Origin of the sequence: Pyxidicoccus trucidator, assembly GCF_010894435.1 — a bacterium.
GTDB lineage: Bacteria > Myxococcota > Myxococcia > Myxococcales > Myxococcaceae > Myxococcus > Myxococcus trucidator.
In genome coordinates this window covers 340553-364152 of sequence record NZ_JAAIXZ010000006.1, presented here as the reverse complement: position 1 = coordinate 364152, position 23600 = coordinate 340553, and the positions used below count along the sequence as shown (strand labels likewise).

Genomic DNA, 23600 nt, shown 5'->3' with positions numbered 1-23600 from the left:
GTGTGCCCTCCTCAGGCCTGCTTCTGAGCGCGGGAGAGGGCGTGGAAGTAGACGTCCTCCAGGTCGGGGCTCGCGGGTTCGAAGCCCGGAGGCTGGGTGTCCGCGTAGACGTGGACGAGCCGCTGGCCGGCCACGCGGCGCACGGCGATGACCTCCAGCACCTTCATCAGCGCGTCCAGCTCCTCCTGCTGGGTGATGAAGCGCTTCCACACGCGCTGCTGGAGCGAGTCCACGAGCTTCAGCGGGTGCCCGCTGAGGACGACGTTGCCCTGGGCGAGGATGGCCATGTTCTGGCAGAGGTCCGCGACGTCCGAGACGATGTGCGTGGACAGCAGCACGACGACGTCGGTGCTGATTTCGGCGAGCAGGTTGTGGAAGCGGAAGCGCTCGGCGGGGTCGAGGCCGGCGGTGGGCTCGTCGACGATGAGCAGCTTGGGGTTGCCGAGCAGCGCCTGGGCGATGCCGAAGCGTTGCTTCATGCCGCCGGAGAAGCCGCCGAGCCGCCTGTCGCGGTGCTCCCAGAGGTTGGTCTTCTGGAGGAGGGCCTTCACCGCGTCATGGCGGGGGCCTCGCTGGGCCAGGCCCTTGAGCTGGGCGAGGTGGTCGAGCATGTCCCAGGCTGTCACCTTGGGGTACACGCCGAAGTCCTGGGGCAGGTAGCCGAGCACCTCGCGCAGCTTGTCCTTGTCGCGGCGCACGTCGATGCCGTCGAACGTCAGGGTGCCCGTGTCCACGTCCTGCAGTGTGGCGATGCTGCGCATCAGCGTGGACTTGCCGGCGCCATTGGGCCCGAGCAGGCCGAACATGCCGCGGGGAATGGTGAGATTCACACCCTGCAACGCGCGGGTGCCGTTGGGGTAGGTCTTCGACACGCCTTCCAGTCTGAGCTCCATGTCGGGTGAACCTAGCGGATCCACGGGGCCGGTGCGCAAGGTGCGCGAGGCCGGTAGCATGGGACCATGGCCTCCCATTTCCGGAGCACCTCTGCGGTGCTGGCTCTGACGCTCAGTGCGTGTGGCGAGGGCGAGCCGGTGATGCTGGAGGCGGTGGCGGCCGACTGCGTGGGAGGCCCGGCGCAGCAGTTGGACCGGCTGCCTTCGGGCAGCATGGTGCTCAACGCGTACTTCCTCCAGGAAGAGGCCACGCGCGACGTGCGGCGCGGCCTGCCGGAGTCTCCCGTCGTGGAGGAGGTGCTGGCCAAGGCGGCGGCGCTGGGCGTGCGCGCGGTGCGGACCAACGGCCACAACGACGCGGTGGACAAGGTGGGGGACAGCGCCATCCAGGTGGCACCGCTCCAGTACGACGAGGCGGCATTCATCGGGTTGGACCGGGTGCTCGCGCGGGCGCGGGTGCACGGGGTGCGGCTGGTGCTCACGCTGGGGAACTACTGGGACGCGTACGGCGGCGCGCGGCAGTACGTGGAGTGGGCGGGGCTGCCCGGGGCGGTGGAGGGGGACTCGCGCTTCTTCACGGAGCCGTCGGTGGTGGCGCACTACAAGGCGCACGTGGTGGGGGTGTTGAACCGGGTGAACACGGTGGACGGCATCCGCTACGGAGACCACCCGGCGGTGCTCGCGTGGGAATTGCTCAACGAGCCGCGCGGGCGGGGGTTGGACAGGGAGGGCGTGAAGCTGCGTGCGTGGATTGACGACGTGGCGCGGGAGGTGAAGGCGCACGCGCCCGGGCACCTGGTGGGCACGGGGGAGGAGGGCTTCGAGCCGTCTCCAGAGGGCTACGACGCGGCGTTCTGGGCGGTGGTGGGCACGACGATGCTGCGGACACCGGGCTCGAGCTTCGCGCGGAACACGGCGTCACCGTTCATCGACTTCGCGTCGGTGCACTTCTACCCAGAGGCATGGGGGCTGGACGGACCGGGGACCGCGCTGGCGGGGGCGAAGTGGATCATGGAGCACGCCGCGATTGCGCGGAGCCTGGGCAAGCCGCTGTTCGTCGGGGAGCTCGGGCTGCGCAACGAGGGCGACATGGACCTGTCGCAGCGCCGCGCGCTGTATCGCGGCTGGCTGGAGTGCATGCGCGAGGAGGGCGTGGGCGGCGGGGCGCTGTGGATGTTCGCCAATGACGCGCGGCCCGACGCGTGGGACTCGCACACGTTCTACTTCCGCGACGGCACCACTCCGGATGACCCGGCGAATCGGTACGCGGACCTCGTCATCGAGGCGGCAGCCGAGGCTCGGTGAAAGGATGACACTCATCAACTGGCTCGCCATCGTTCCTGTTCTCCTGCTCTCGGAGGCACCAGCATCTTCGGCTGTGGTCCAAGAGCCGAAGCCGAAGACGGCGGTCGTGGAGAAGTGCACGCCGCAGGTATGGTTCTCTGGAGGACCGGACGGCGGTACCGAGTGCTTCGTGGACACGCCTGCTGGCCGGATGGACTGCGAACGTTGCGCGGCTCTACTCAAGAAACGTTCGCGCAACGCGAAGCCAAAGCAAGGCAAGTAGGAGGGGCATGCCAGCCTCCAGTGCTGGCCGGCCTGGAGACGCTTCACATCCGAACCGCGCGAACCGACCTGGAGCAAAGGTAGGACAACGCTTCCGATTCACACGGAAATCAGGCCCTTGCGGATGCCCTCGGTGACGGCCTCGACGCGGTTGGTCACCTCCAGCTTCCGGTAGATGTGCTCCAGGTGGGTCCGGATGGTGGCCTTGCTGAGGGTGAGGAGGCGGGCCGCCTCGCTGTTCGACACGCCCTTGGCGATGAGCTGGAGGATTTCCCGCTCGCGGTCCGACAGGGGCTTGAGCGGGGGCTCCTGCTGGGACGGGGCCTCCGGCGGGGGCTCGGGGGCGGCCACGGGCTCGGTGGGCACGGGGCCGCTGTCCGGGTCCACGCGGAAGTGGCGCAGCAGCCGGCGGGCGAGGTTGGGCTGGATGACGGTGCCGCCCGCGCGGACCTCCTTGATGGCCTCGATGATCTTGTCCACCGGGGCGCCCTTGAGGAGGTAGCCGGACGCGCCGGCCTTCACCGCCTCCAGCACTTTGTCCTCCTCGTCGAAGATGGTGAAGATGAGGATTTCAATCTGCGGGAAGCGCGCCTTCACCTCGCGCGTCACGTCGATACCGCTCATGCGCGGCAGCCCCAGGTCCAGCAGGAGCACGTCCGGCATCAGCTTCGGCACCTCGTCCAGCGCGGCCTCGCCGGACAGCGCGGTGCCGACGATGTCGATGTCCTGGTGGCCCTCGAAGAGGCGGAGCTGGTTCTTGAGGATCTTCGTCTGGTCTTCCACCACGAAGACGCGGATGGGCGTCGTAGGGGGCGCGGCGGGAGGCTGCGGGGCGTCCACGGGGACTCCGGTCATGAGGGCGTGCAGGGAAGGGAGAAGGCCACCTGGGCTCCAGCGCCCGGCGCCGAGTCCACGATGAGCTGGCCGCCGAGCTTCATGGCGCGCTCGCGCATGTTCAGCAGGCCGTAGTGGCCGCGCGGCGTACGGGCCGGGTCGAAGCCCTTGCCGTCGTCGCGGACGATGAGGTGCACGCGGTCCTCGCTGAAGTCGAGCCGCACATTCACGGTCTTGGCCTCCGCGTGTTTCACCGCGTTGGACAGCGACTCCTGGAGGATGCGGAACAGCGCCAGCTGCGCGTCCGGGGACAGCTTGCGCTGCAGGCCGGTGCGCTCGAAGCGGATGTCCAGGCCGGTGCGCTCGCGGAACGTCTTCGCGTAGTCCTCCAGGCCCTGATCCAGCTCGAAGTCCTCGCGCATCATCCGCAGGTTGCGGCGCAGCTCTTCGATGGACTCCTCCGCGGTGAGCTTCAGCTCGCGGATCTCCGAGCGCAGGCCGTCCTCACGCGTGAGGTTCAGGATGTACTCGGCCTGGATGATCATCGACGAGAGCGACGCGCCCAGGCCATCGTGGATCTCGCGCGCCAGCCGGTTGCGCTCCTCCACCACCGCCAGCTCCTTCAGGTCGCCCTGGAGGGACACCACCTCGCGGTGGGCGGTGGCCTCGCGCTCGTTCAGGTACACCAGCACGTAGACGATGATGAAGTTGAGCGCGAGGTACCAGAGCAGCGTCAGCAGCTCCACCGCCGTCACCGAGCGGTTGAGGAGCAAGTCGAGGCGCGTCGTAATCGGCAGCGCCAGCAGCGGCGGGAGGATGGCCAGCGGCTTGGGGTAGAGGATGGAGAACAGCGTGGTGAAGAGCAGCTGGGTGGCCAGCAGCGGGCTCTGCAGACCGCCGCCCACCACGGGCTTGGCGATGAGCACGACCATGATGGTCAGGTCGAGGCAGAGCGTGGTGTACGTCACCCAGCGGCCGGCCTTCGGGTGGTCGATGACCAGCAGGTTCGCGACGCTGTAGAGCAGCATCGTGAAGTAGCCCACGAAGGCGAACGGGCCGGTGAGGCCGAAGTAGCCGCTCCACGCGGGCACGGCGAGGATGAGCAGGCCCAGGGTGAGGAACATCATCCGCGCGTAGAAGAGCGCGCGGGCGCGGGCCACGAAGCGGTCCTGTTCCCAGGAGGCGGTGGCCTGCTCGGCGGACACGCTGTCCGTCAGCTTGCGGCGTTCCAGCACCTCCCGCACGCGGGCGCGCAGGTCATTGGCGGGTGTCTCCTCGCCCAGAGCGGGATGGGTGTTCATCGGACAGGCAGCTTACGGGAGCCGCCGGGTGTGCGGGAATCCCGGGGGTAGCCCGCTCCCTTCCAGGGGGAGGGAGGGGGCACGCCCGGGCCCCACTCCCCGGCGCGGCTCTACTTGGGGGACGCGCCGCCCGCGCAGGCCTTGCGGGCGTCGGGCTGGCGCTGGAAGACGTAGTCCAGCCTGTCTCGCCGCTCGCCGGTGCGCTCGTCGAAGAGGGGCGTGCCACCCGCGTACATGGTGCCCTCGGCGTTTCCGTACGTGTCCAGCCCCTTGGACTTGAGCCAGCGGTCCACGCAGGCCTCCTGCGCCTGACGGTCCCCGCCGGAGCTCTTGCCCATCCCGGCGCCGTCCTTCGTCGCGGCGCCCGCGTCGCCCGAGCCCGCGTCGTCCGAGGCGGTCAGCGCGTCGCGCGAGGTGCCTGTCTGGGCGCCCTCCGAGGGGACGCCCGCGTCCTTCACGGCCTCCATGGCGTCGCGAGGGTCGGCGCTGGAGGCGGCGTCGGTGGGACCGGGGCCTTCGCCGGTGTTCTTGTGGCAGCCGACCGCGAGGAGGAGGGCGGTGGAAAAGACGAGCACGCCGGGCAGGTTTCTCATATGTCCTGGCAGGTGAGGTCCGCGTCGAAGCGGCACGGTGGGTGGGCGCCTGCGCCCTTACTTCATCGGTGGACGCAGGGGCTCGAACCTTATTCGCTTCCGACCCCTCGCGAAGGGGCATTCCGATGCACGGGCACGACACCGACCATCACCCTCGCATCCCCCACGCCTCGCGCCTGGAGCGCGCGCGGGTGCTCCTGGTGGGTGCCGGCGGCCTGGGCTGCCCGGCGTCGCTGGCGCTGGCGCAGGCGGGTGTTGGCCACCTGACGCTCGCGGACCCGGACCGGGTGGACGTGACGAACCTGCCGCGCCAGCTCTGGCACCGGCCCTCGGACGTGGGCCGCAACAAGGCGGAGTCCGCGGCGGCCGGCCTGGCGCGCGCCTTCCCCGCGCTGTCCACCGAGGCCCTCGCCGAGCGCGTGGACGCGGGCAACGCCGAGGCCCTCTTCCGCGCGCATGACGCCGTCATCGACGCCACGGATGGGGTGGCCACCAAGTTCTTCCTCTCGGACGTGGCCGTGCTGACGGGTGTACCGCTCGTCTACGGCGGCGTGCTGCGCATGCAGGGGCAGGCGATGCGGGTGGACCCGCGCGGGCCCTGCCTGCGCTGTCTCTACGAGGCGCCGCCTCCGCCGGACGCGGTGCCCACGTGCGCGCAGGCGGGGGTGCTCGGCTCGCTCGCGGGGCTGGTGGGCGCGGTGCAGGCGCTGCTCGCGCTGGAGCTGCTGTCCGGTGCCGCGCGCCCCGCTCCCGGCGAGGCCACCCTCCACGTGCTGGACGGCGTGTCCCTGCTGGGCCGCCGCGTCCGCGTGGAGCGCGCGCCGGACTGCCCGGGCTGCCGCGTCACCGCGGTTCCGGAGTACCCGGAGGCCGCTCGGGAGGGCGGGGCCTGTGCGTCATGACGGCGACTCCGAAGCCGCACCCACGGGCCCGTGCGCGCGTGTCCCCGGACACCATCGCCCGAGCCAGCCAGGAGACCGCGTCATGTCCGAGGTAGGGGCCACGCTCGACATCACCCGCGAGGTCTGCCCGATGACCTACGTGCGAACCAAGCTGAAGCTGGAGTCGCTGGAGCCGGGGACGCTGCTGGAGGTCCTCCTCCGGGGCGCCGAGCCGCTGAAGAACGTGCCCCGCAACGCGCGCGACGAGGGACACGAAGTCGTCTCCCTGGAGGCGCGCCCCGACGGGACGCACGTGTTGCTGCTCCGCAAGCAGGGGAGGTGAGCCATGGCGACCATCCGCATTCCCAGCACGATGCGCGCCCTCACGCGCAACCAGTCCGAGGTGACGGCCTCCGGCGCCACCGTGCGCGAGGTGCTGAAGGACTTGGACGCGCGCTACCCCGGCCTCGGCGCGCGCCTGTTCGACGAGCGCGGAGCCGTGCGCCGCTACGTCAACGTCTTCCTCAACGACGAGGACATCCGCGCCCTGGGCGAGTTGGACACGCCGGTGAAGGACGCGGACCGGCTCACCCTCATCCCCGCCATGGCGGGAGGCTGAGGCCCGTCATGGCGCTGCGCGAAGACCAGATTGTCCGCTACTCCCGGCAGATCCTCCTGCGCGAGGTGGGCGGACGCGGGCAGGAGGCGCTGCTGGCGGGGGCCGCGCGCGTGGATGCCACGGGCGCCTCGGGATTGACGGCCGCGGCGTACCTCGCCGGGAGCGGCACGCCGGTGGTGGGCACGGGCTCGCTGACGCTGGGCCCCTGGGCGCCGGGCTTCCTCGTGTCGGCGGAGGACGTGGGCCGCCCCGCGGTGGAGTCGCTGGCCCGGGCCGTCCCCGAGCTGAACCCGGACGCGGCTGGAGCCGGGCGGGGTGGGGGACTGGTGGCGGAGCTGCCCTCGGGCTGGAGCGGCGAGGCCCCCTGGGTGGCCCTGGGCGGCGATGGCATGCGGGCCGCCGTCGTCTTCCGAGGCGCGGACGGCTGCGTGTGGTGCTTCGGCGAGACGGTGCGGCACCTGGCCCAGCCTCCGGATGGAGCGCTGGGCGTGGCGCTGGGGGCCCTGGGCGCCCTCGTCTTCCAGCGGCTGCGCCTGGGCCTGGGGCCGGCGCTGGGCGGCCGGTGGCTGGTGGCCCCGGGCGTCGTGGAGGAACTGGAGGTCCGCCAGTGCGCCCGCTGTGCCGGGAGCGCGGAGCCGGCCCGGCCGTGAGCCGCTGGCCCGAGCCCGGCTGGCCGGAAGGCGTGCGCGACGCCGTCCTCCGCCACCTGGAGGCCGCCTGGCCACACGAGGGCTGCGGCGTCATCCTCCAGGAGGGGACGGCCGGCCCCTGTCGGGTGCGCCCCCTGGCCAACGTGTCCCCCAGGCCCCGCACCGCCTACGCCTTCTCCCCCGAGGAGTGGCTGGCCGTGTGCATGGAGGCTGACGCACGGGGAGAGCGGGTGGTGTGCGTGTTCCACTCGCATGTGGAGGCCCCCGCCACCTTTTCTTCGGAGGACCACGCCCAGGCCGCCCCGGGAGGTCAGCCGCTGCTACCCGGAGTTTCCTACCTCATCGGATCCGTACATCGGGGCTGTGTGCTCTGGGTGTCCGAGTACGAGTGGAGGGGGGATGTTTTCAGGCTCCGAGAGACCTGAAAAAGTCATTTCATAAACGAAAAACCCATGTATCGGCAGGCACTTGACTGCTCGCTCACCCCACCTGCGGAAAGGTGTGTGCGAATTGTCAAGTGAGGGGGTTTTCGTCTATAACCTCCCGCATCTTCTGGATCTGCGGCGTCCTCACGCAGCTTGCAAGAAGCGCTCCGGACGCAGGGAGTTGAACAGGCTTATGGCCCCCAACACTGGTTTCACCCTCTGGCTGACCGGCATGTCCGGGACCGGGAAGAGCACGACGGCCGCCTACATCGCGGCGCGCCTCCGGCAGGTAGGCCGCAACGTGGAGATTCTCGACGAAGGCGAGCTCGGCGAGGCGCTCTGGGCCGGGCTGAGCGATGCCAAGGAGGACCGCACCACGGTGGTGCGCCGCCTGGGCTTCGTGGCGAACCTCCTGACCCGCAACGGCGTCGCCGCGCTGGTTCCCTGCGTGAGCCCGTACAAGACGGGCCGCGAGGAGAACCGTCGCGCCATCGGCCGCTACGTCGAGGTCTACGTCGACTGCCCGACCGAGAAGCTCATCGAGCGCGACTCCACGGGTCGCTACAAGAAGGCGCTCAACGGGGAGATCCCCAACTTCATCGGCATCACCGAGCCGTATGAGCCGCCCAACTCGCCGGAGGTCACCATCCACTCCGACACCGAGTCGGTGGAGGACGGCGCCGCGAAGATCTTCCAGTCGCTCCTGGACCTCGGCTACATGAACACCGAGGAGCTGAAGACCATCACCGGCAAGAAGATGAAGGCCAACCCGCTGCCGGCGAAGGGCGAGAAGGCCGACAAGGGCGAGAAGGCCGACAAGGGCGCCGCCAAGGCGGACAAGGGTGCCAAGGCCCGCCGCGCTGAAGAGGCCCGTCCGGTGGCGAAGCCCGCCAAGGCGGACAAGGGCGCCAAGGCGCGTCCGGCCACGCGCGCGGCCCGGGTGGCGAAGCCCGCCGCCGCGGCCAAGAAGCCCGCGAAGCACAAGGCCCGCTGAGCGACGGGCCCTCGGGCCCCCGCTTCCCACCTCGAAGGGCTCCAGGTTGCCGCTCGTTGAGCGTGCAATCCGGAGCCCTTCCGTTTTAGGAGTTGCCCCATGCTGAGCCCCGAGCGGATCCAGAGCCTGTGTGAGTCCTCGCGCCCGAAGCTGGAGGCGATGCGTGCGGCGCTGCGCGCCCATGGCAGCGCGCTGGTGGCCTTCTCCGGCGGGGTGGACTCCACCTTCGTGCTGAAGGTGGCGGTGGAGGAATTGGGCGAGCGCGCCCTGGCGCTCACCGCGCTGTCCGCGTCCGTGGCGCCGGAGGAGGCGCAGGAGGCGCGGGAGCTGGCGGAGCGCATGGGGGCCCGGCACGTGGTGGTGGGCAGCAACGAGCTGGCCAACCCGCAGTACGCGGCCAACCCCACCAACCGCTGCTACTTCTGCAAGACGGAGCTGTACGACATCTGCGAGGCCCGGCGGAGCGAGCTGGGGCTGGCGGTGGTGCTGGACGGCTTCAACGCGGACGACTTCAAGGACCACCGGCCCGGCCACAAGGCGGCGCAGGAGCACAAGGTGGTGTCCCCGCTGGCGCAGGCGGGGCTGACGAAGGACGAGATTCGCGCCTGGAGCCAGTCGCTGGGGCTGCCCACATGGGACAAGCCGCAGATGGCGTGCCTGGCGTCGCGCATTCCGTATGGCACGGCGGTGACGCGGGACAGGCTCATCCAGATTGCGTCCGCCGAGTCCGAGATGCGCAAGCTCGGCTTCCGCCAGTTCCGCGTGCGCTACCACCAGGAGGTGGCGCGGCTGGAGGTGGCGGCCGAGGAGTACGAGCGGTTCCTTTCCGCCGACGTGCGCCAGAAGGTCAACGCGGCCTTCCTGGCGCTGGGCTTCAAGTTCGTGTCGTTGGATCTGGAGCCGTTCCGCTCCGGCCGCATGAACGAAGCCGCCGGTGTGGCCCGTCCGGACGCCGGCAAGGTCGCCGGCTTCTCGCTGCCCGTGGTGAGCTGAGCACGGCGATAACAGGTTTTGCGTTAAATCTGTTTCTTTACGCTTCGCTTTGAATTCCGGACATTCGAGTTCGTCCGTTCTCTTCCCGCGCAGGCCGAATCCACGGCTCTTCGCGAGGTCGAGAAATGCATTTCCGAAGTGTGAGAAGCAGATGTGTCACGGGGCTCGGGGCCTGGCTGGCGCTGGCCGCGTGTGGTGAGGCACCCCAGGCGTCCCAGGCTCCCGAGGCGGTGTCTCCTGGAGTCACGGCGCAGGCCCTGGCCAAGGGGCCGGACTTCGTCGTTGCATCGGTGACGGGGCCCACGAGCGTGCAGTCCGGCCAGCCCACGTACGTGGCGGTGCGGGCCTGCAACCAGGGCGGGTTTACCGGCAGCGCGAACGTGGAGCTGTACCTGTCGAGCGACAACATCATCACCCCCAACACCCCTACCAGTCCCACGCCCGACCTGATGGTGGGCTACGTCGTCATGTCTCTCAAGGCGGGCGAGTGCCGGACGGAGCAGGCGCAGGTCGTCGCCTCGGTGAGTGTCCAGGGGGCGTACTTCCTGGGCGCCGCCGCGGACCCCATGAACCAGCTCATGGAGACCAACGAGGCCAACAACCTCCAACTGGGCAGCCGCATTGGCGTGGGCGACAAGCCGGACCTGGTGGTGTCCTCCATCACCGCCCCCATCAGCACGCCGCCCAGTCAGCCGTTCACCGTCTCCGTGTCGGTGTGCAACCAGGGCACGCAGTCCGGCGGCGGGCTGCTGGAGCTGTACCTGTCCGGGGACGCGAACATCGTCTCGCGCAGTCCTCCCAGTCCCCTCAGCGACCTGCTCGTGGGAAGCCTGTACTTCCAATCGCTGGCTCCGGGGCAGTGCCGGACGGAGCAGGTGCGGTCGGCGGGCGGAGGGTTCGGCGAGGGCCTCTGGTACGTGGGCGCCATCGTGGACCCCGGCAACTCCACCCCCGAGCTCATCGAGGACAACAACACCCGCCTGGGCAGCCGCATCGGCGTGGGCAACATGCCGGAGCTGGTCGTCACCGCCGTCAGCGGGCCCGCGAGCTTGCCGTCGGGCGGCTACCTCTCCATCACCGCGACGGTGTGCAACCAGGGCACGCAGCCTGGATCCGCACGTTTGGAGTGGTACGTGTCCCAGGACGCCGTCATCACCCCCCGAGGCACCTCGGCGGACCTGCCGATTGCCTACGACTCCATCGAGCAGCTTGCCCCGGGGCAGTGCGTGACGCGCACCTATGAGGGCTACCCGGGTTGGATCCAGGGTCAGTACTACCTGGGCGCCATGGTGGACCCGCTCAACGGCACCCCGGAGTTCTTCGAGGACAACAACACCCGCGTGGGCAGCCGCATGGGGTTCGGCGACGGCCCTGACTTCGTGGTGTCGTCCGTCTCCGGCACTTCCAGTGCAATGCCCGGTGCCTCCATCAGCGCGGCGGTCCGGGTATGCAACCAGGGAACGGCGAGCGGCGGTGCCGACGTGGAGCTGTACCTGTCGCAGGACGTCATCATCACCCCGACGACGACGCCGGGTCCGAACACGGACCGGCCCGTGGGCCTGGGCCACGTGGACCTCGCGGCGGGCGCGTGCCGCACCTTGACGGTGACGGGCTCCGCGAGCGTGCCGGAGCAGGCGTACTACCTGGGCGCCGTGGTGGACCCGCGCGGCGTCCGGGCGGAGCTGCTCGAGGACAACAACACCCACGCGGGCAACCTCATCGGCGTGGGGTTCAGGGCGGACTTCGTGGTGACGGCCCTCAGTGGCCCCAAGAGCGCGCCGTCCGGCCAGTCCTTCAACGTCACGGCGACGGTGTGCAACCAGGGCACTCGCGAAGACAGTTCCCACGTGGAAATCGTCCTGTCGCAGGACTCCGTCATCACCCCGAACCACATGTACGGCCCTCACGTCGACACGCGCATCGGCTACGGCCGCTCGAACCCGCTGGCTCCGGGCGCGTGCCAGACGCTGACCATCACCACCTACGGCTATGGACCGGCGGACGGCATGTACTACCTGGGCGCCGCCGCGGACCCGGTCCTCTGGGTCTCCGAGCTCATCGAGGACAACAACACCCTCACGGGCAGCCTCTTCGGCTGGGGCTACCGGCCGGACTTCGTGGTGACGACCCTCAGCGGCCCCACGAGCGTGCTGCCGTACGAGTCATTCAATGTCTCGGCGCAGGTATGCAACCAGGGGACGCAGACGGAGCGGGCCCACGCCGTGGAGATCTACCTGTCCGAGGACACGGTCATCACCCCGAACCGGAATGGCTCCGGGCCGGACGTCCTCGTGGGCTTGGCTCCCGTCGACATGCTCACCCCGGGCCAGTGCCAGACGGTGACGGTCTCCGTGTTCGCGGGCAGCTCGGAGGGCGCGTGGTACCTCGGCGCCGTGGTGGACCCGCTCGGCATGGCAATGGAGTTCATCGAGGACAACAACACCCGCGCGGGCAGCCGCATCGGCGTCGGTGCCGAGTCGGACTTCGTGGTGACGTCCGTCACCGCGCCCTCGAGCGTGCAGGTGGGCCAGTCCTTCACAGCCTCGGCGACGGTGTGCAACCAGGGCACGTGGGACGGGAGCACCGACATGGCCGTGTACCTGTCCGAGGACACGGTCATCACTCCGTACGCGTACTCTCCGTACCCTCCGTCGCCCGACTACTTCGTGGGCTCCGTGTATGTCGATTACCTCGCCCCGGGGCAGTGCCAGACGGTGAGCATCTACGCGTACGCGAGCGGAGTCCCGGCTGGCTCATACAACGTGGGCGCCGTCGTGGACGTGAATGGCGGCACCAGCAACGAGTTGATTGAGGACAACAACACCCGCGTGGGTGGCCTCACCAACGTCCTGCCCTGAGTCGGGACGCGGGCGCGTGGAAGGACCGTTCCTTCCACGCGCCTGCTGCTGCTCGCGCGAGGTGTCCTCAGTCGCCTGGAGCGACTACCGCGCGAAGCATCCGTAGATCTTCTCGTAGTACTGCGACTTGGAGCCATGGACGACAGTCTCCGGTTCGCTGCAGCCGCAGAGGAGCTCCCCGACCCAGGTGAGCCGCGCCGGCTCCTTGTAGTACGTGATGACGTAGTCGTTGCCCGTCACGTCGCGACAGCTGGGAAGCGCGTCACTCCGCGACTCGAGTTCGGAGGAGCCCTCTTCTTCGACGGCGGCCCCACCACACCCCGCCATCAGCCCGACCAGCAGCAGTCCGCCCACCATTCCTGCTCGCATGCTCTTTCTCCTGGAGTTCAGGTAAGTACTGCTTTGCCAGAATATCAGAAGCCGAGAGTCAGTCGTGCCGCGGGGATGGGTGCTGGCCCGGAGCGCCACTGCTGGCTTCGCGACGTGCCTGGCCTGGGTAGGACTTCGAGGACCGGCTCACTGAGGAATTTCCCGCGCGAGTTCCGTTGTGCCGGCATCACGTCTGATTCCTGGAGCTCGCGATGTCGAACAGAACCTTTCATGCCCCGATGCGGGCCGTGCTGAGCGCGGCCTTGAAGTGGACCCTGTTGGGCGCCGGCCTGACGCTCGTGACGAGCGGCTGCGGGGCGCCTCCGGACGCGCAGACCGGGCCCGCGGAGACCTCCGTGGCGCAGGAGGCGCCGCAAGGGGACGAGGACGCTCCCCGCCAGGCCCTGTCGCCGGCGAACGAGGACTGGTCCGCTCCCCACTCCGAGGACCCCCACGCGTACGACGCGCAGCTGGCCGCGAGCACCCCCAGGGGACGCAGGAGCGCGCTGGCGGTTCCGTCCTGTAACGCCAATGACCTGACCCTGTCGTGGTGGCCCATGAGCGGCGCCAACGGCCGGGCGTGGATGGTGAACAACTACGTGGACCTGGACCCGGCCAGCAGCCTGCTGGAGGACTACCTGGGCTTCACCGGCAGCCTGGCGCGCACCTACGATGGGCACGGTGGCATCGACATCGACATCTCCTCGTTCCGGGAGATGGACTCGGGCTCCGCGCTGGTGCGCGCGGCGGCCCCTGGCACGGTCACCTTCGTCGAGGAGGGCCAGTTCGACCGCAACACCAGCTGCACGGGCAACTGGAACGTGGTGCGCATCGAGCACGCCAACGGCTACGACACGCTCTACGGCCACCTGAAGCGCAACTCGGTGGTGGTCAACGTGGGGGATACCGTGACGGCGGGCCAGGTGCTCGGGGTGGCGGGCAGCGCGGGCTGCTCCACCCAGCCGCACCTGCACTTCGAGCTCCGGGACTGCTCGAACATGGCGGTGGAGTCCTTCTCGCTGGGCATGTGGGCGTCTCCGCCGGCCTACAACGCCACGTCGGACGTGATGGACGTCATGCTGCGGAAGAGTTCCTTCACCAGCGCCCAGCAGATCAAGGACCCGGTGCCCAACCCCACCCTGTACGCGCCGGGCGACGCGCTGGGCATCGGCCTGTCGATGAGCGGGAAGGGTGGTGACGTGGTGGACATGTCCCTCACCGCGCCGAACGGCGTCGTGGATGCCTGGACGTGGAATGTCACGGGCGCGGCGCGCTACCGGCACATGTACCCCTACTGGAACAAGGTGGCGGGCTCCACGCCGGGCACCTGGACGCTGCGCGTGCGCATCAACGGCAGCCTGCGCGCCACGCGCACGTACAACGTGAGCACCCTCCAGCCCGGCTACACCGAGGTGGCCCGGCACGGGGTGTCCGCCGCCAGCTACGACACGGTCTTCGATGACATCGCCGCGGCCGGCTACCGGCCGGTCTGGGTGGATGGCTACGAGGACGGCAGCAGCACCTACTACAACGCCGTGTTCCGTCCCGCGGACGGCTACGCCTGGGTGGCCCGCCACGGGATGACCAGCGCGCAGTACCAGAGCGAGAGCGACACGCGGGAGGCGGAGGGCTACCGGCTGCTGCAGGTGGACAGCTACCTGACGGGCGGCGCCGTCCGCTACGCGGCCATCTTCACGAAGAAGCCGGGCCCGACCTGGGCGTCCTACCACGGCAAGACCGCGGCGGAGCACCAGTCCCTGTTCACCACGTATGCCAACAGCGGCTACCGGCTGGTGAATGCGTCGGTGGTGTCGGTGTCCGGGCAGCGCTACTTCACCGCGCTGTATGACAAGGCCAGCGTGGGCGGCTGGGTGGCGCTGCAGGCCATTCCCGCCTCGCAGTACCAGGACGAGGTCGAGACGCAGCGGGACGCGGGGCGCTACCTGCAGTACCTGAACACCTACGTGCACGGCGGCGTCGTGTACTACTCGGCGGTGTGGGACTCGATGCCCTACGGCGGCTGGGTGGCGCGCCATGACCGCACCGCGGCCCAGTACCAGTCGGAGTACAGCACCTGGACCGGCGCCGGCTACCTCACCCGGCTGGTGACGGGCGTCACCGTCAACGGCTCCCACCGCTTCGCGGGCCTCTGGACACACTGAGGTTCGGGACGCACGCGGCGCCGAGGCGAGAATGGCCTCGGCGCCGGAGCTGTCCTGGCGCAGTCGATGCCGGAGCGCTCGAAGCCAGGCTCACAGGCCTCCCGGAGCGGCAATGGCAGCTCTCGGGACTTCGTCGTCACTCCTTCGCGAGTCCTTCGAGCACCCCGGACCAGTGCTCGCGCATCGCCTCGCGGGCCTTCGCGTCCGGCAGCTTCTCCATGTGCACGTTGACGGCGACGCCTCGCGCCTTCGGCATCAGCGTGAGCTGCAGCGTCGCGGGCTTCTTCCATCCGTCTGGCTGCCAGGTCATGCGGAGGCGCTGCCCGGACTTCACCACCCGGACTTCGCCGCGGACGCCGGGTGACCCACGGCGCTTGGGGACCTCGTAGTCCTCCCCCGGTTTGAGTATCAGCGTCGCCCCGGCACCGAGCCATCGCTCCGCCTGGGTTGCAATCAGCTCCCACAGCTCCTCGGCACCCATCGGCAGCGTGCGCACCACGCCCACCTGGAAGCCCGTGGCCGCCGTCTCGCCGACGACTCGCTTGCCGCGGGCCTGCTCATACGCCACGGCAATGGACTGCTGCCACCACGTGGACTCCACCTCCCGGGCCAGGTGCGCGACGAGCTGCTTGTGGTTCAGCTCGCCTGCCTTTGCCGTGTCCAGCGCGCGCATCCACCCCTTCCAGTCCCGCCCGGTCGCCTCCTTCACGGCGCTGTCAGTCACCCGGTCGGTGATGAGCGCCTTCTTCGCGGCTGCCTTCTTCTTCGTGGCCGAGGGCTTCTTCCCGCTCGCGGCAATCTCCGCGAGCCGCGCCTGCACGAGCGTCTTCACCAGCTTCGCAGGGAGCGGCTTGTCGGGCGGGAAGGTGATGCCGCTCTTTGACGTGGTGTAGCCGGCCAGCTGCGCCTTCAGTGGCGGTACCACGCTGCCGCTGAAGGGGTAGTAGCCGCAGTGGGTCTTGAAGAAGGCGAAGCCGGCCACGGCGTTGCCGTCGACCTTGAAGGTGGGCATCCGGTAGCTGATGGTCTCCGTGGCTCCTGGAAGCAGCTTCCGGAGCTGCATGCGCAGCGCCCCCAGCGTCTTCTTCGCCGCCGGGTCCTCCAGGCTCGCCAGATACGCGTCGATAGGCTGCGATTCTCCAGGATTCTTCGCCATGGTCTTCGGGCCCCTGTGGTGCGCTCAGCACGCGGTACGCAGCCATTCAACTACCGAAGCGCGCTCCCCACCACTGGCTCGCGGTCGACAATGGCGCCGTCGCGTTACGGCGAGCCCGCGTCCTTTCACGGGGCCGAACGGTCAACACGGAGTCTGGGTTGCCACGCCCGCTCACCCGGCCAGGGCGCCGCTGTCTCCACCGGCTCTCCATTTATCTGCCTGGGCTGCAAATCAAGCAATTCATGGTGTTCATGCAACCAGGTAACTAAAGTATCGACTCCCACCATGGTTGGAGAGGAGTCGCTATGTCGACATCGCAGCGCATCTTGTTGGGTTGGGTCCTGCTCTTCGCGCAGGGCGCGTTGGCCGCGCAGGGGCAGATCCTGGCCCGTCCCAGGACCACCGTGCCGGGCATCAACTACGGCTATTGGGAGTACCTGCCGCAGGACTACGACGACAACCCCGAGGCGACCTATCCGCTGGTGATCTTCCTGGGAGGCCAGGGGCAGGAGGGCGATGGGACGGCCGCCGGCCTCGAGAAGCTCATGGGGGTCACCGCTCCGCCCCGCCTCATCCGGAATGGACGCCACTTCCCGTTCATCCTCATTTCTCCCCAGCGGTTCAATGCCTGGTGGGGGAACAGTGAGGTCGACGGCATCCTCGAGTTCGCCAAGAGCCGCTATCGCGTCGACCCGAACCGCGTCTATCTGACGGGACTCTCGGCGGGGGCCATCGTCACCTGGTCCTACGCGGTGGCCTTTCCGCAGAAGCTCGCGGCCATCGTTCCCATCGCGGGGAATGGCAACGGGATTGCCATCTGCAACATGTGGAACGTCCCGGTGTGGGCCTTCCATGGCACGGCGGATGGAACCGTGTCTCAGTGGGGGTCCATCGACCCTGTCAACAAGCTCAACAACGTCTGCAATCCGGCGGCGAACCCGCCGGCCCAGCTCACGCTGTATCAGGGCGTGGGGCATGACTCCTGGTCCCGGACCTACAGCGGTTCAGCGGGCCATGACATCTACACGTGGATGTTGAGCCACTCGCTCTGAATCAAGCCCTCGCGGGTGGGGGCATTTCCCCACCCCGGGTCTCAACACGACACGCACCGAGCGATTCATCGCGTGGGTGGGACGCAGCGATTCAAGTCATACGGCCGGCTCCGCGCGCACCAGTCAGGCCGTCCCGAGGGCGACCAGGAGAGGACGAGGTCCGAGGGGTCTCCACCCTCGATGGGCCCGGGCCAGGTCTCCACGAGCTGGAGTCCCTCGGCCTGGCTCCAGCGGTACAGCTCCGGGGCCCCGTCCCGCTTTTCGGCCTCCAGCGCGAACGCCATCGTGTGCCCGGGCCCGCACAGGACGCGGGGCACGTTGCGCAGGCCCTTGTGGACGACGGCACGGCGGATCTCCGTGTCGCTCTCGAACCACACCAGCTCCAGGGTGGTGCCCTTGTAGCCGTCCCCCTCGAACAGCGCCAAGGGCGAGGTGACAATCAGCTCCGAGTCACCGCACCATTCCCGGGCCTGCGCGAACACGGGGAAGCGACTGTGAATCTCTCCGGTCCCGGTGTCGACGAGGATGGCGGTGCCGTCTCGCATGCCCACCAACGCCCGCTTTCCGGTGGGGCTGGGGGAGGGGTTGCCGACCTCCGGGATGCGCACCGAGCCGACCGTCATGACGGAGTCCGTCCGACAGGAGCCGCTCTCCCAGTCGAGCATCTCGCAGGTCCGCACGTGGGTGATGACCGCGGAGCCCACCGTCTCACTGCGCACGGACTCGGTCCGTCTGCACCTGCATCCGGCAGCCATCAGGACGACGAGCACGAAAGCCGCGTGGCGCATGGGAGCCTCTGGGAGGACGGGACGAGGTGCGGGACACGGACGAGACTCTAGTGCGCCAGCCTTGTGAGGAGGAGAGCGGCATCGAGTGACGATGACGGGCGCTACTTCACCGACACGTCATCCACCCGGAAGACGGTGATGAGGGAGCCGCTCTGGGTGGTGCTGAAGCGCAGCGTCACCGTCCGTCCCGCATACGAGGCCAGGCTGTAGGAGTACTGCACGTAGCCGCTTCCCTTGTGGAGGTTGGAGAAGCTCTTCAGCGTCGTAATCACCGCGCCCGAGCTGTCCACGAGCTGCACGTTGAGTCGGTCATTGTGGAGGACGGTCGTGGTCTCGATGCTGGTGATGTACAGCCAGAAGGACAGCGTGGCCGCGCTTCCGGCCGGGAGGAAGATGGACTGATCGGCGGAGCCATACAGCATGGCGACACGTCCCAGCTCCAGGTTGCCGGTGCCGCCGTGCGGCGTGGAGCCGCTGGTCATCCAGAAGGCCTGGCCGGTCAGCCTCCACGGGCTGGAGAAGCCCTCGAAGCCGCCGTTGACGATGAGGTCGGGAGGGGCATTGGCCACCGTCACGGTGATGCCCGCGGAGGTGGTGGCATTGCCCGAGGTATCGAAGGCCTTGCTCGTCAGCGTGTAGCTCCCGTTGGCGACGGTGGTGGTGTCCCACGTCACGCTGTACGGCGCGGTGTCGTCCGAGCCCAGCAGCGTGGTGCCCCGGTAGAGCTCCACTCTGGCCACCGCCACGTTGTCGGACGCGCTCGCGGACACGGTGACGCTGCCGCTCAGCGTGGCTCCCGCCGAGGGTGCGGTGATGCTGGTGGTGGGCGGCGTGACGTCGTTGTTCACCGAGACGTTGACGGCCGCGGAGGTGGTGGTGTTGCGGGCCGCGTCGTAGGCCTTCGCGGTGAGCGCGTACGCGCCATTGGCCACGGTGCGCGTGTCCCACGTCACGCTGTAAGGCGCGGAGACGTCCGTCGCGATGAGGGTGCTGCCCCGGTAGAGCTCCACGCGGGTGACGCCCACGTTGTCCGTGGCATCCGCCGTCAGGGTGATCGCCTGCTCGGCCTATACCTCCGCGGCCCGGCGAGCGACCTCGGCGGCCTGCTGCGCGGCGCCCTCCGCCGCCTCTCGCGCGCGGCGCTGGATTTCTGTGGCGGCGGTGGACGCGTTCGGATTGACGGAGGCATGGCGAGTCCTCGGGGGCGTGCAAAGCAATGACGTCGGGGGGGCTCCACGTATGAGGAGCCAGCGCCCATGTCGCCGTCCCAGAAATTTCCGCCCCCCCCAGCCACCTCCGCCACGCAACCGTCGGGCGGGGCCCTCCGGGAATCCTGGTACGCTTGCCACGGTATGACGGAGTGCCCGGCCGAGACGACGTTGAGCGACCTGCTGGCGGGGTTGCTGCCACCCGAGCAGCGGACTGGAGTCCTGTCGCACCTCGAGGGCTGCACCGACTGCCAGCGGGCGCTGGCGGCGGCGGGGGACGACCCCGTCTTCTCCAAGGCGGACCCGGACGTGTCCATGGCACCGCTGGAGCGTGGCGCCACGTTGTCGCGCTACGTGGTGCTGGAGCGCATCGGCGCCGGGGCCATGGGCGTGGTGTACGCGGCCTATGACCCGGAGCTGGACCGCCAGGTGGCCCTCAAGGTGCTGCGCCCCGAGGGGCGTCAGGTGGAGGAATTGCGGCTGCGGCTGGTGCTGGAGGCCCAGGCGCTGGCCCGCCTCTCCCACGCCAACGTCGTCTCCGTCTTCGACGTGGGCACCCATGGCGACTGCGTCTTCCTGGCCATGGAGCTGGTGGACGGCGTCACGCTGGCGGAGTGGCTGAAGCAGCCGCGCTCCTGGAAGGAGGTGCTGCGCACCTTCAGCGAGGCCGGACGCGGGCTGGCGGCGGCGCACGCGGCGGGCCTGGTGCACCGCGACTTCAAGCCCGCCAACGTCCTCGTCGGGCGGGACGGCCGGGTGCGGGTGACGGACTTCGGCATGGCGCGTCCCCTCAACCGGGGGCAGGGCGCCACACCCGGGTCGGAGCCCGGCCCGGCCGCGTCCACGGCCAGCCCGCTCACGCGGACGGGCGTGCTGCTGGGCACGCCCGCGTACATGGCCCCGGAGCTGCTCGGCGGGCGGCGGGCGGACGCGCTGTCGGACCAGTTCAGCTTCTGCGTGGCCTTGCATGAGGCCCTCTACGGCGTGCGCCCCTTCGAGGGCGGCAGCCTGGAAGAGGTGGCCCGCGCCGCGCTGGAGGGCCGCGTGCGCCCGGCGAGCCCTGGCACGAAGGTGCCCGCCTGGGTGCGGCGCGCGGTGCTGCGCGGACTGCTTCCGCGTCCCGAGGAGCGCCACCCGTCCATGGAGCCGCTGCTGGCGGCCCTCACGCCGCCGCCCCGGCGCGTGTGGGCCCGGGTGGCGGCGCTGGCCGGCGCGGCCTGCCTGCTGGGCGCTGGCGTGGCGTACTCGGTGGGGCACCGGACCGAGGCGCGCTGTGCGCAGGAAACGGAGAAGCTCGAGGGCGCGTGGGGGAGCGCGCGGCGGGAGCAGGTGCGCGCGGCCTTCCTCGCCACGGGCGCGCCGGTCGCGGCCGAAGTCTGGGAGAAGGTGGCCGGGTTGCTGGACGCGCACGCCTCGCAGTGGCGCACGCTGCGCACCGAGGCCTGCGTCATGTCGCATGAGCAGCCCACGAGCAACGCGTGGCAGACGGCTGCCTGTCTCGATGCCCGGCTGTGGCAGCTCGCCGCCGTCACGGCCGTGCTGGAGAAGGCGGACGCGCAGACGGTGCGCAACGCGGGGCAGCTCACCGCGTCGCTCGAGGGGCTGGGGGGGTGCCGGGATGCTCCGGAGCTGTCCACCCGCCCGCAGCCGCCGGACGCGCTCCGCCCTCGCGTGGACGCAATCCGGCGCAGGCTGGCGGACGTCGAGGCCTTGCGCGTCGCGGGGCGGTACGGCGAGGGGCTCGGGCTCACGTCCACCCTCCTCGGGGACATCCAGGGCCTGGACTACAAGCCGCTCGAAGCGGAGGTGCTGCTCGCCCATGGCGAACTTCAAGCGGCGGACGGCAAGCCGAAGGAGGCGGAGGGCACTCTCTACAAGGCCGTCTTTGCCGCCGAGGCCGGGCGCGACGACGAGACGGCGGCGCGCGCGTGGGACGTGCTCGTCTATGTGGTGGGCGTGGATCTCGCGCGCGCCGCGGACGTGGAGCGCGTCGTCCAGCACGCCCAGGCCGCCGTGGACCGACTGGGGCGCGAGCGCTTCCCGGGCAACGCCGCGAGCCTGCACCAGCGGCTGACGCTGGTGCTGGTGGCGCAGGGGAAGTACGTCGAGGCGGAGGCGGAAATCACGCGAGGGGTGGAGCTGGCGCGCAGGGCCTACGCCCCGGACAGCCTGCGGATGGCCGGGTTCCTCTCCGCGCTCGGCAAGGCCCGCCACCGCGTGGGGAAGTACCCGGAGGCGATGGAGCTGCAGCTTCAGGCGCTCGCGCTGTACGAGCACCACCTGGGGAAGGTCCACCCGGTGCTCACCTCCAGCCTCAACAGCCTCTCCAGCGCCTATGAGGCCATGGGCAAGGCGGACGAGTCCATCGCCACCCAGCGGCGTGCCATCGCCGTCCACGAGGCCTCCGGGGCGCCGGAGCACACACGCTCGCCCCTGCTCGCCAACCTGGCCCAGCGGCTGCGGCTCCTGGGCCAGATTGAAGAGGCGACGGCGCTCCAGCGGCAGGCGCTCGACCTCGTCAAGCAGAAGTATGGCCTCGACCACCCCCAGGCGGCCCTGGCGCTGGCGAACCTGGGGCGGCTCGTCAGCGACGCGGACCACATCGAGGAGGCCCTCGGGCTCTACCGCGAGTCCCTGGACCACTTCGAGCGCGCCCTGGGGCCGGACTCGCCGCGCATCGTGACGGTGCTGTTCCACCGCTCCAAGACCTACCTCCGGGTGGGGCGCTTCGAGGACGCGCGGCGCGACCTCCTCCGGTTACAGGCCCTCGTGGAGAAGACCCAGGGCGCCGACATCGACCTGGCGGGTTCGGTGATCTGGCAGCTCGGGACGGTGGACCTGCGCACGGGCGCGCCAAGGCAGGCGCTCGCGCGCTGCCAGCGCGCCCTGGAGATGCACGCGCGCGTCGAGGGCGTGGGCTCCATGGCCGCCGCCAGGGACGAGGGCTGCATGGCCGAGGCCTGGCTCCTCCTGGGCGAGCCCGAGAAGGCCCTGCCGCTCGTCGAGCGCGCCCGCGCGCGCCTGGGCACAAACTCCTTCGAGGGCATGGAAACGGCCTGGCACACCTTCGTCCTGGCCAGGACGCTGCGGGCGCTGAATCCTCCGGACCGCGCCCGCGTGGCCGCCCTGGCCGAGGAGGCCCGGAGCCGCTTCAAGGCCCTGGGCCTCATGGCCCGTCCGGAGCTGGAGAGGGTCGTGGCCTGGCAGCGACATGAGGGATTGCAATGAGTGACACCCCGGAACCCGACTCCCTCGCCGAGCTGCTGCGCGCGTATGTCCCGCTGGAGCGCCGCGAGCAGGTGGCGGCGGTGGACGGCCTGGACGCCCTGCTGGTCGAGCACCTCGCGGCGGCCCGGGCCGCGTGGCCCACGGTGACGCTCCCGGTGGAGTCCTTCCTGCGCCACGTGGCCCGGCACCTGCCGGCCGAGGCGACGGCGGACGTGCTGCGCCAGTTGCACGGCGCGGACCTGTACCTCGCGTGCGCCTGCGCGGAGGGCAACCCGCAGGCCCTGCGCGCCTTCGACCAGCACGTCCTCCAGAAGGTGCCGCCGAAGCTGGGCGGGCTGCCGCACGCCACCGTGGACGAGGTGCTCCAGGTCCTTCGTGCGCGGCTGCTGATGGGCCGGGGCGACGCGCCTCCGAAAGTCGCGGACTACTCCGGCCGGGGCCCGCTCGTGGCCTGGGTGCGCATCACCGGCGTGCGCATCGCCGGCGAGCTGTCGCACCGGGACGGGCGCCAGGAGCTCTTCGACGAGCCCCCTGAAGCCTTCGCGCGGATGCTGTCCACCGGGGACCCGGAGCACGAGCTGGTGCGCAAGGACTCGCGCGAGCTGCTCGTCGAGGTGCTGCGCAAGGTGCTCGCATCCCTCCCCGAGCGCGAGCGCGCGCTCCTGCGGCTGCACCACCTCCACGGCTTCACCATGGACCGGCTCTCCGCGCTGTACGGCGAGTCGCGCTCCGGCATGCAGCGCCAGGTGGCGCACGCCCGTGAGCGGCTCCTGAAGCTCACCCGCGCGGAGCTGGCCGCGCGGATGCGGATGGAGGGCTCGGAGCTGGAGAGCCTGCTGGGCCTCGTGCGCAGCCGGCTGGACTTGAGTCTCAACCGCCTGCTGGACTGACGGCCGGCCGCGCTACTTCCGGGGCCAGGCGTCCTTCATGGCCGGCCGCCCGAGTGATGCTCCCGTCCTGTGGACAGGCCGCTTGAGCCCCCTTGGGGTACACGCCTGCCCAGACCGCGCTCCCATCAGGTGCGTAGCAG

At 70.0% G+C, this 23600-nt stretch carries 21 protein-coding genes; 13 read left to right on the top strand and 8 right to left on the bottom strand.

Features of this window, described 5'->3' with window-relative positions:
• Nucleotides 1–11: 11 nt before the first annotated feature.
• Complete coding sequence (locus G4D85_RS19595; RefSeq protein WP_164014138.1) at nt 12–893, bottom strand: ABC transporter ATP-binding protein; 882 nt, start codon at nt 891–893, stop codon at nt 12–14.
• A gap of 66 nt (nt 894–959) precedes the next feature.
• Here G4D85_RS19595 and G4D85_RS19590 point away from each other — a divergent pair, with 66 nt between their 5' ends.
• A complete protein-coding gene (locus G4D85_RS19590) occupies nt 960–2198 on the top strand; it encodes a glycoside hydrolase 5 family protein (RefSeq protein WP_164014136.1) in 1239 nt (412 codons plus the stop codon).
• Between the two features lie 360 nt (nt 2199–2558).
• On the opposite strand, the gene G4D85_RS19585 is transcribed toward G4D85_RS19590, so the two are convergent.
• The 3 genes from G4D85_RS19585 to G4D85_RS19575 form a co-directional block, all read right to left on the bottom strand.
• Entirely contained in the window at nt 2559–3314 is a 756-nt protein-coding gene (locus G4D85_RS19585) for a response regulator (RefSeq protein ID WP_164014134.1), read from the bottom strand.
• Entirely contained in the window at nt 3311–4594 is a 1284-nt protein-coding gene (locus G4D85_RS19580) for a sensor histidine kinase (RefSeq protein ID WP_164014132.1), read from the bottom strand. The genes G4D85_RS19585 and G4D85_RS19580 overlap by 4 nt, the downstream gene beginning before the upstream one ends.
• A gap of 110 nt (nt 4595–4704) precedes the next feature.
• A complete protein-coding gene (locus G4D85_RS19575; protein ID WP_205525612.1) occupies nt 4705–5187 on the bottom strand; it encodes a hypothetical protein in 483 nt (160 codons plus the stop codon).
• 125 nt (nt 5188–5312) lie between these two features.
• On the opposite strand from G4D85_RS19575, the gene G4D85_RS19570 reads away from it, so the two are divergent.
• The 8 genes from G4D85_RS19570 (at nt 5313) to G4D85_RS19535 (ending at nt 12607) form a co-directional block, all read left to right on the top strand.
• The gene (locus G4D85_RS19570; protein WP_164014129.1) at nt 5313–6089 is read left to right on the top strand and encodes a HesA/MoeB/ThiF family protein; all 777 of its coding nucleotides are present in this window, start codon (nt 5313–5315) and stop codon (nt 6087–6089) included.
• Nucleotides 6090–6171: 82 nt separating this feature from the next.
• On the top strand, nt 6172–6411 hold the full coding sequence (locus G4D85_RS19565; RefSeq protein WP_164014127.1) for a sulfurtransferase TusA family protein: 240 nt from the start codon (nt 6172–6174) through the stop codon (nt 6409–6411).
• 3 nt (nt 6412–6414) lie between these two features.
• Entirely contained in the window at nt 6415–6687 is a 273-nt protein-coding gene (locus G4D85_RS19560) for a ubiquitin-like small modifier protein 1 (RefSeq protein ID WP_164014125.1), read from the top strand.
• Between the two features lie 8 nt (nt 6688–6695).
• A complete protein-coding gene (locus G4D85_RS19555; RefSeq protein ID WP_164014123.1) occupies nt 6696–7337 on the top strand; it encodes a ThiF family adenylyltransferase in 642 nt (213 codons plus the stop codon).
• Nucleotides 7334–7762, top strand: a complete 429-nt coding sequence (locus G4D85_RS19550; RefSeq protein WP_164014121.1) for a M67 family metallopeptidase — start codon at nt 7334–7336, stop codon at nt 7760–7762. The genes G4D85_RS19555 and G4D85_RS19550 overlap by 4 nt, the downstream gene beginning before the upstream one ends.
• 193 nt (nt 7763–7955) lie before the next feature.
• Nucleotides 7956–8756 (top strand): adenylyl-sulfate kinase, encoded by an 801-nt coding sequence (gene cysC / locus G4D85_RS19545; RefSeq protein WP_164014119.1) that lies wholly within the window; start codon nt 7956–7958, stop codon nt 8754–8756.
• 99 nt (nt 8757–8855) lie between these two features.
• Nucleotides 8856–9749 carry an ATP-dependent sacrificial sulfur transferase LarE gene (gene larE, locus G4D85_RS19540; RefSeq protein WP_164014117.1) on the top strand — a complete coding sequence of 298 codons (894 nt, stop codon included), beginning with the start codon at nt 8856–8858 and terminating at the stop codon, nt 9747–9749.
• A 140-nt stretch (nt 9750–9889) separates the two neighbouring features.
• Nucleotides 9890–12607 carry a CARDB domain-containing protein gene (locus tag G4D85_RS19535; RefSeq protein WP_164014115.1) on the top strand — a complete coding sequence of 906 codons (2718 nt, stop codon included), beginning with the start codon at nt 9890–9892 and terminating at the stop codon, nt 12605–12607.
• Nucleotides 12608–12691: 84 nt separating this feature from the next.
• Here the strand turns inward: G4D85_RS19535 and G4D85_RS19530 are convergent, their stop codons facing one another.
• Complete coding sequence (locus G4D85_RS19530; protein WP_164014113.1) at nt 12692–12976, bottom strand: hypothetical protein; 285 nt, start codon at nt 12974–12976, stop codon at nt 12692–12694.
• Between the two features lie 212 nt (nt 12977–13188).
• On the opposite strand from G4D85_RS19530, the gene G4D85_RS19525 reads away from it, so the two are divergent.
• Complete coding sequence (locus tag G4D85_RS19525) at nt 13189–15138, top strand: peptidoglycan DD-metalloendopeptidase family protein (RefSeq protein WP_164014111.1); 1950 nt, start codon at nt 13189–13191, stop codon at nt 15136–15138.
• A gap of 136 nt (nt 15139–15274) precedes the next feature.
• Here G4D85_RS19525 and G4D85_RS19520 read toward each other — a convergent pair whose 3' ends face one another.
• Entirely contained in the window at nt 15275–16294 is a 1020-nt protein-coding gene (locus G4D85_RS19520) for a DUF1801 domain-containing protein (protein WP_164014109.1), read from the bottom strand.
• Between the two features lie 305 nt (nt 16295–16599).
• Between G4D85_RS19520 and G4D85_RS19515 the strand changes: the two genes are divergently transcribed.
• Nucleotides 16600–17346: a carboxylesterase family protein gene (locus tag G4D85_RS19515; RefSeq protein WP_164014107.1), complete on the top strand. Its 747-nt coding sequence runs from the start codon at nt 16600–16602 to the stop codon at nt 17344–17346.
• A 65-nt stretch (nt 17347–17411) separates the two neighbouring features.
• Here G4D85_RS19515 and G4D85_RS19510 read toward each other — a convergent pair whose 3' ends face one another.
• Both G4D85_RS19510 and G4D85_RS19505 read right to left on the bottom strand, forming a co-directional pair.
• A complete protein-coding gene (locus G4D85_RS19510; RefSeq protein WP_164014105.1) occupies nt 17412–18134 on the bottom strand; it encodes a hypothetical protein in 723 nt (240 codons plus the stop codon).
• A 101-nt stretch (nt 18135–18235) separates the two neighbouring features.
• A complete protein-coding gene (locus G4D85_RS19505) occupies nt 18236–19183 on the bottom strand; it encodes an Ig-like domain-containing protein (RefSeq protein ID WP_275900304.1) in 948 nt (315 codons plus the stop codon).
• Between the two features lie 303 nt (nt 19184–19486).
• On the opposite strand from G4D85_RS19505, the gene G4D85_RS19500 reads away from it, so the two are divergent.
• Nucleotides 19487–22570, top strand: coding sequence for a serine/threonine-protein kinase (locus tag G4D85_RS19500; RefSeq protein WP_164014101.1), 3084 nt, complete (start codon nt 19487–19489; stop codon nt 22568–22570).
• A complete protein-coding gene (locus tag G4D85_RS19495) occupies nt 22567–23460 on the top strand; it encodes a sigma factor-like helix-turn-helix DNA-binding protein (protein WP_164014099.1) in 894 nt (297 codons plus the stop codon). The genes G4D85_RS19500 and G4D85_RS19495 overlap by 4 nt, the downstream gene beginning before the upstream one ends.
• The last annotated feature ends 140 nt before the right edge of the window (nt 23461–23600 follow it).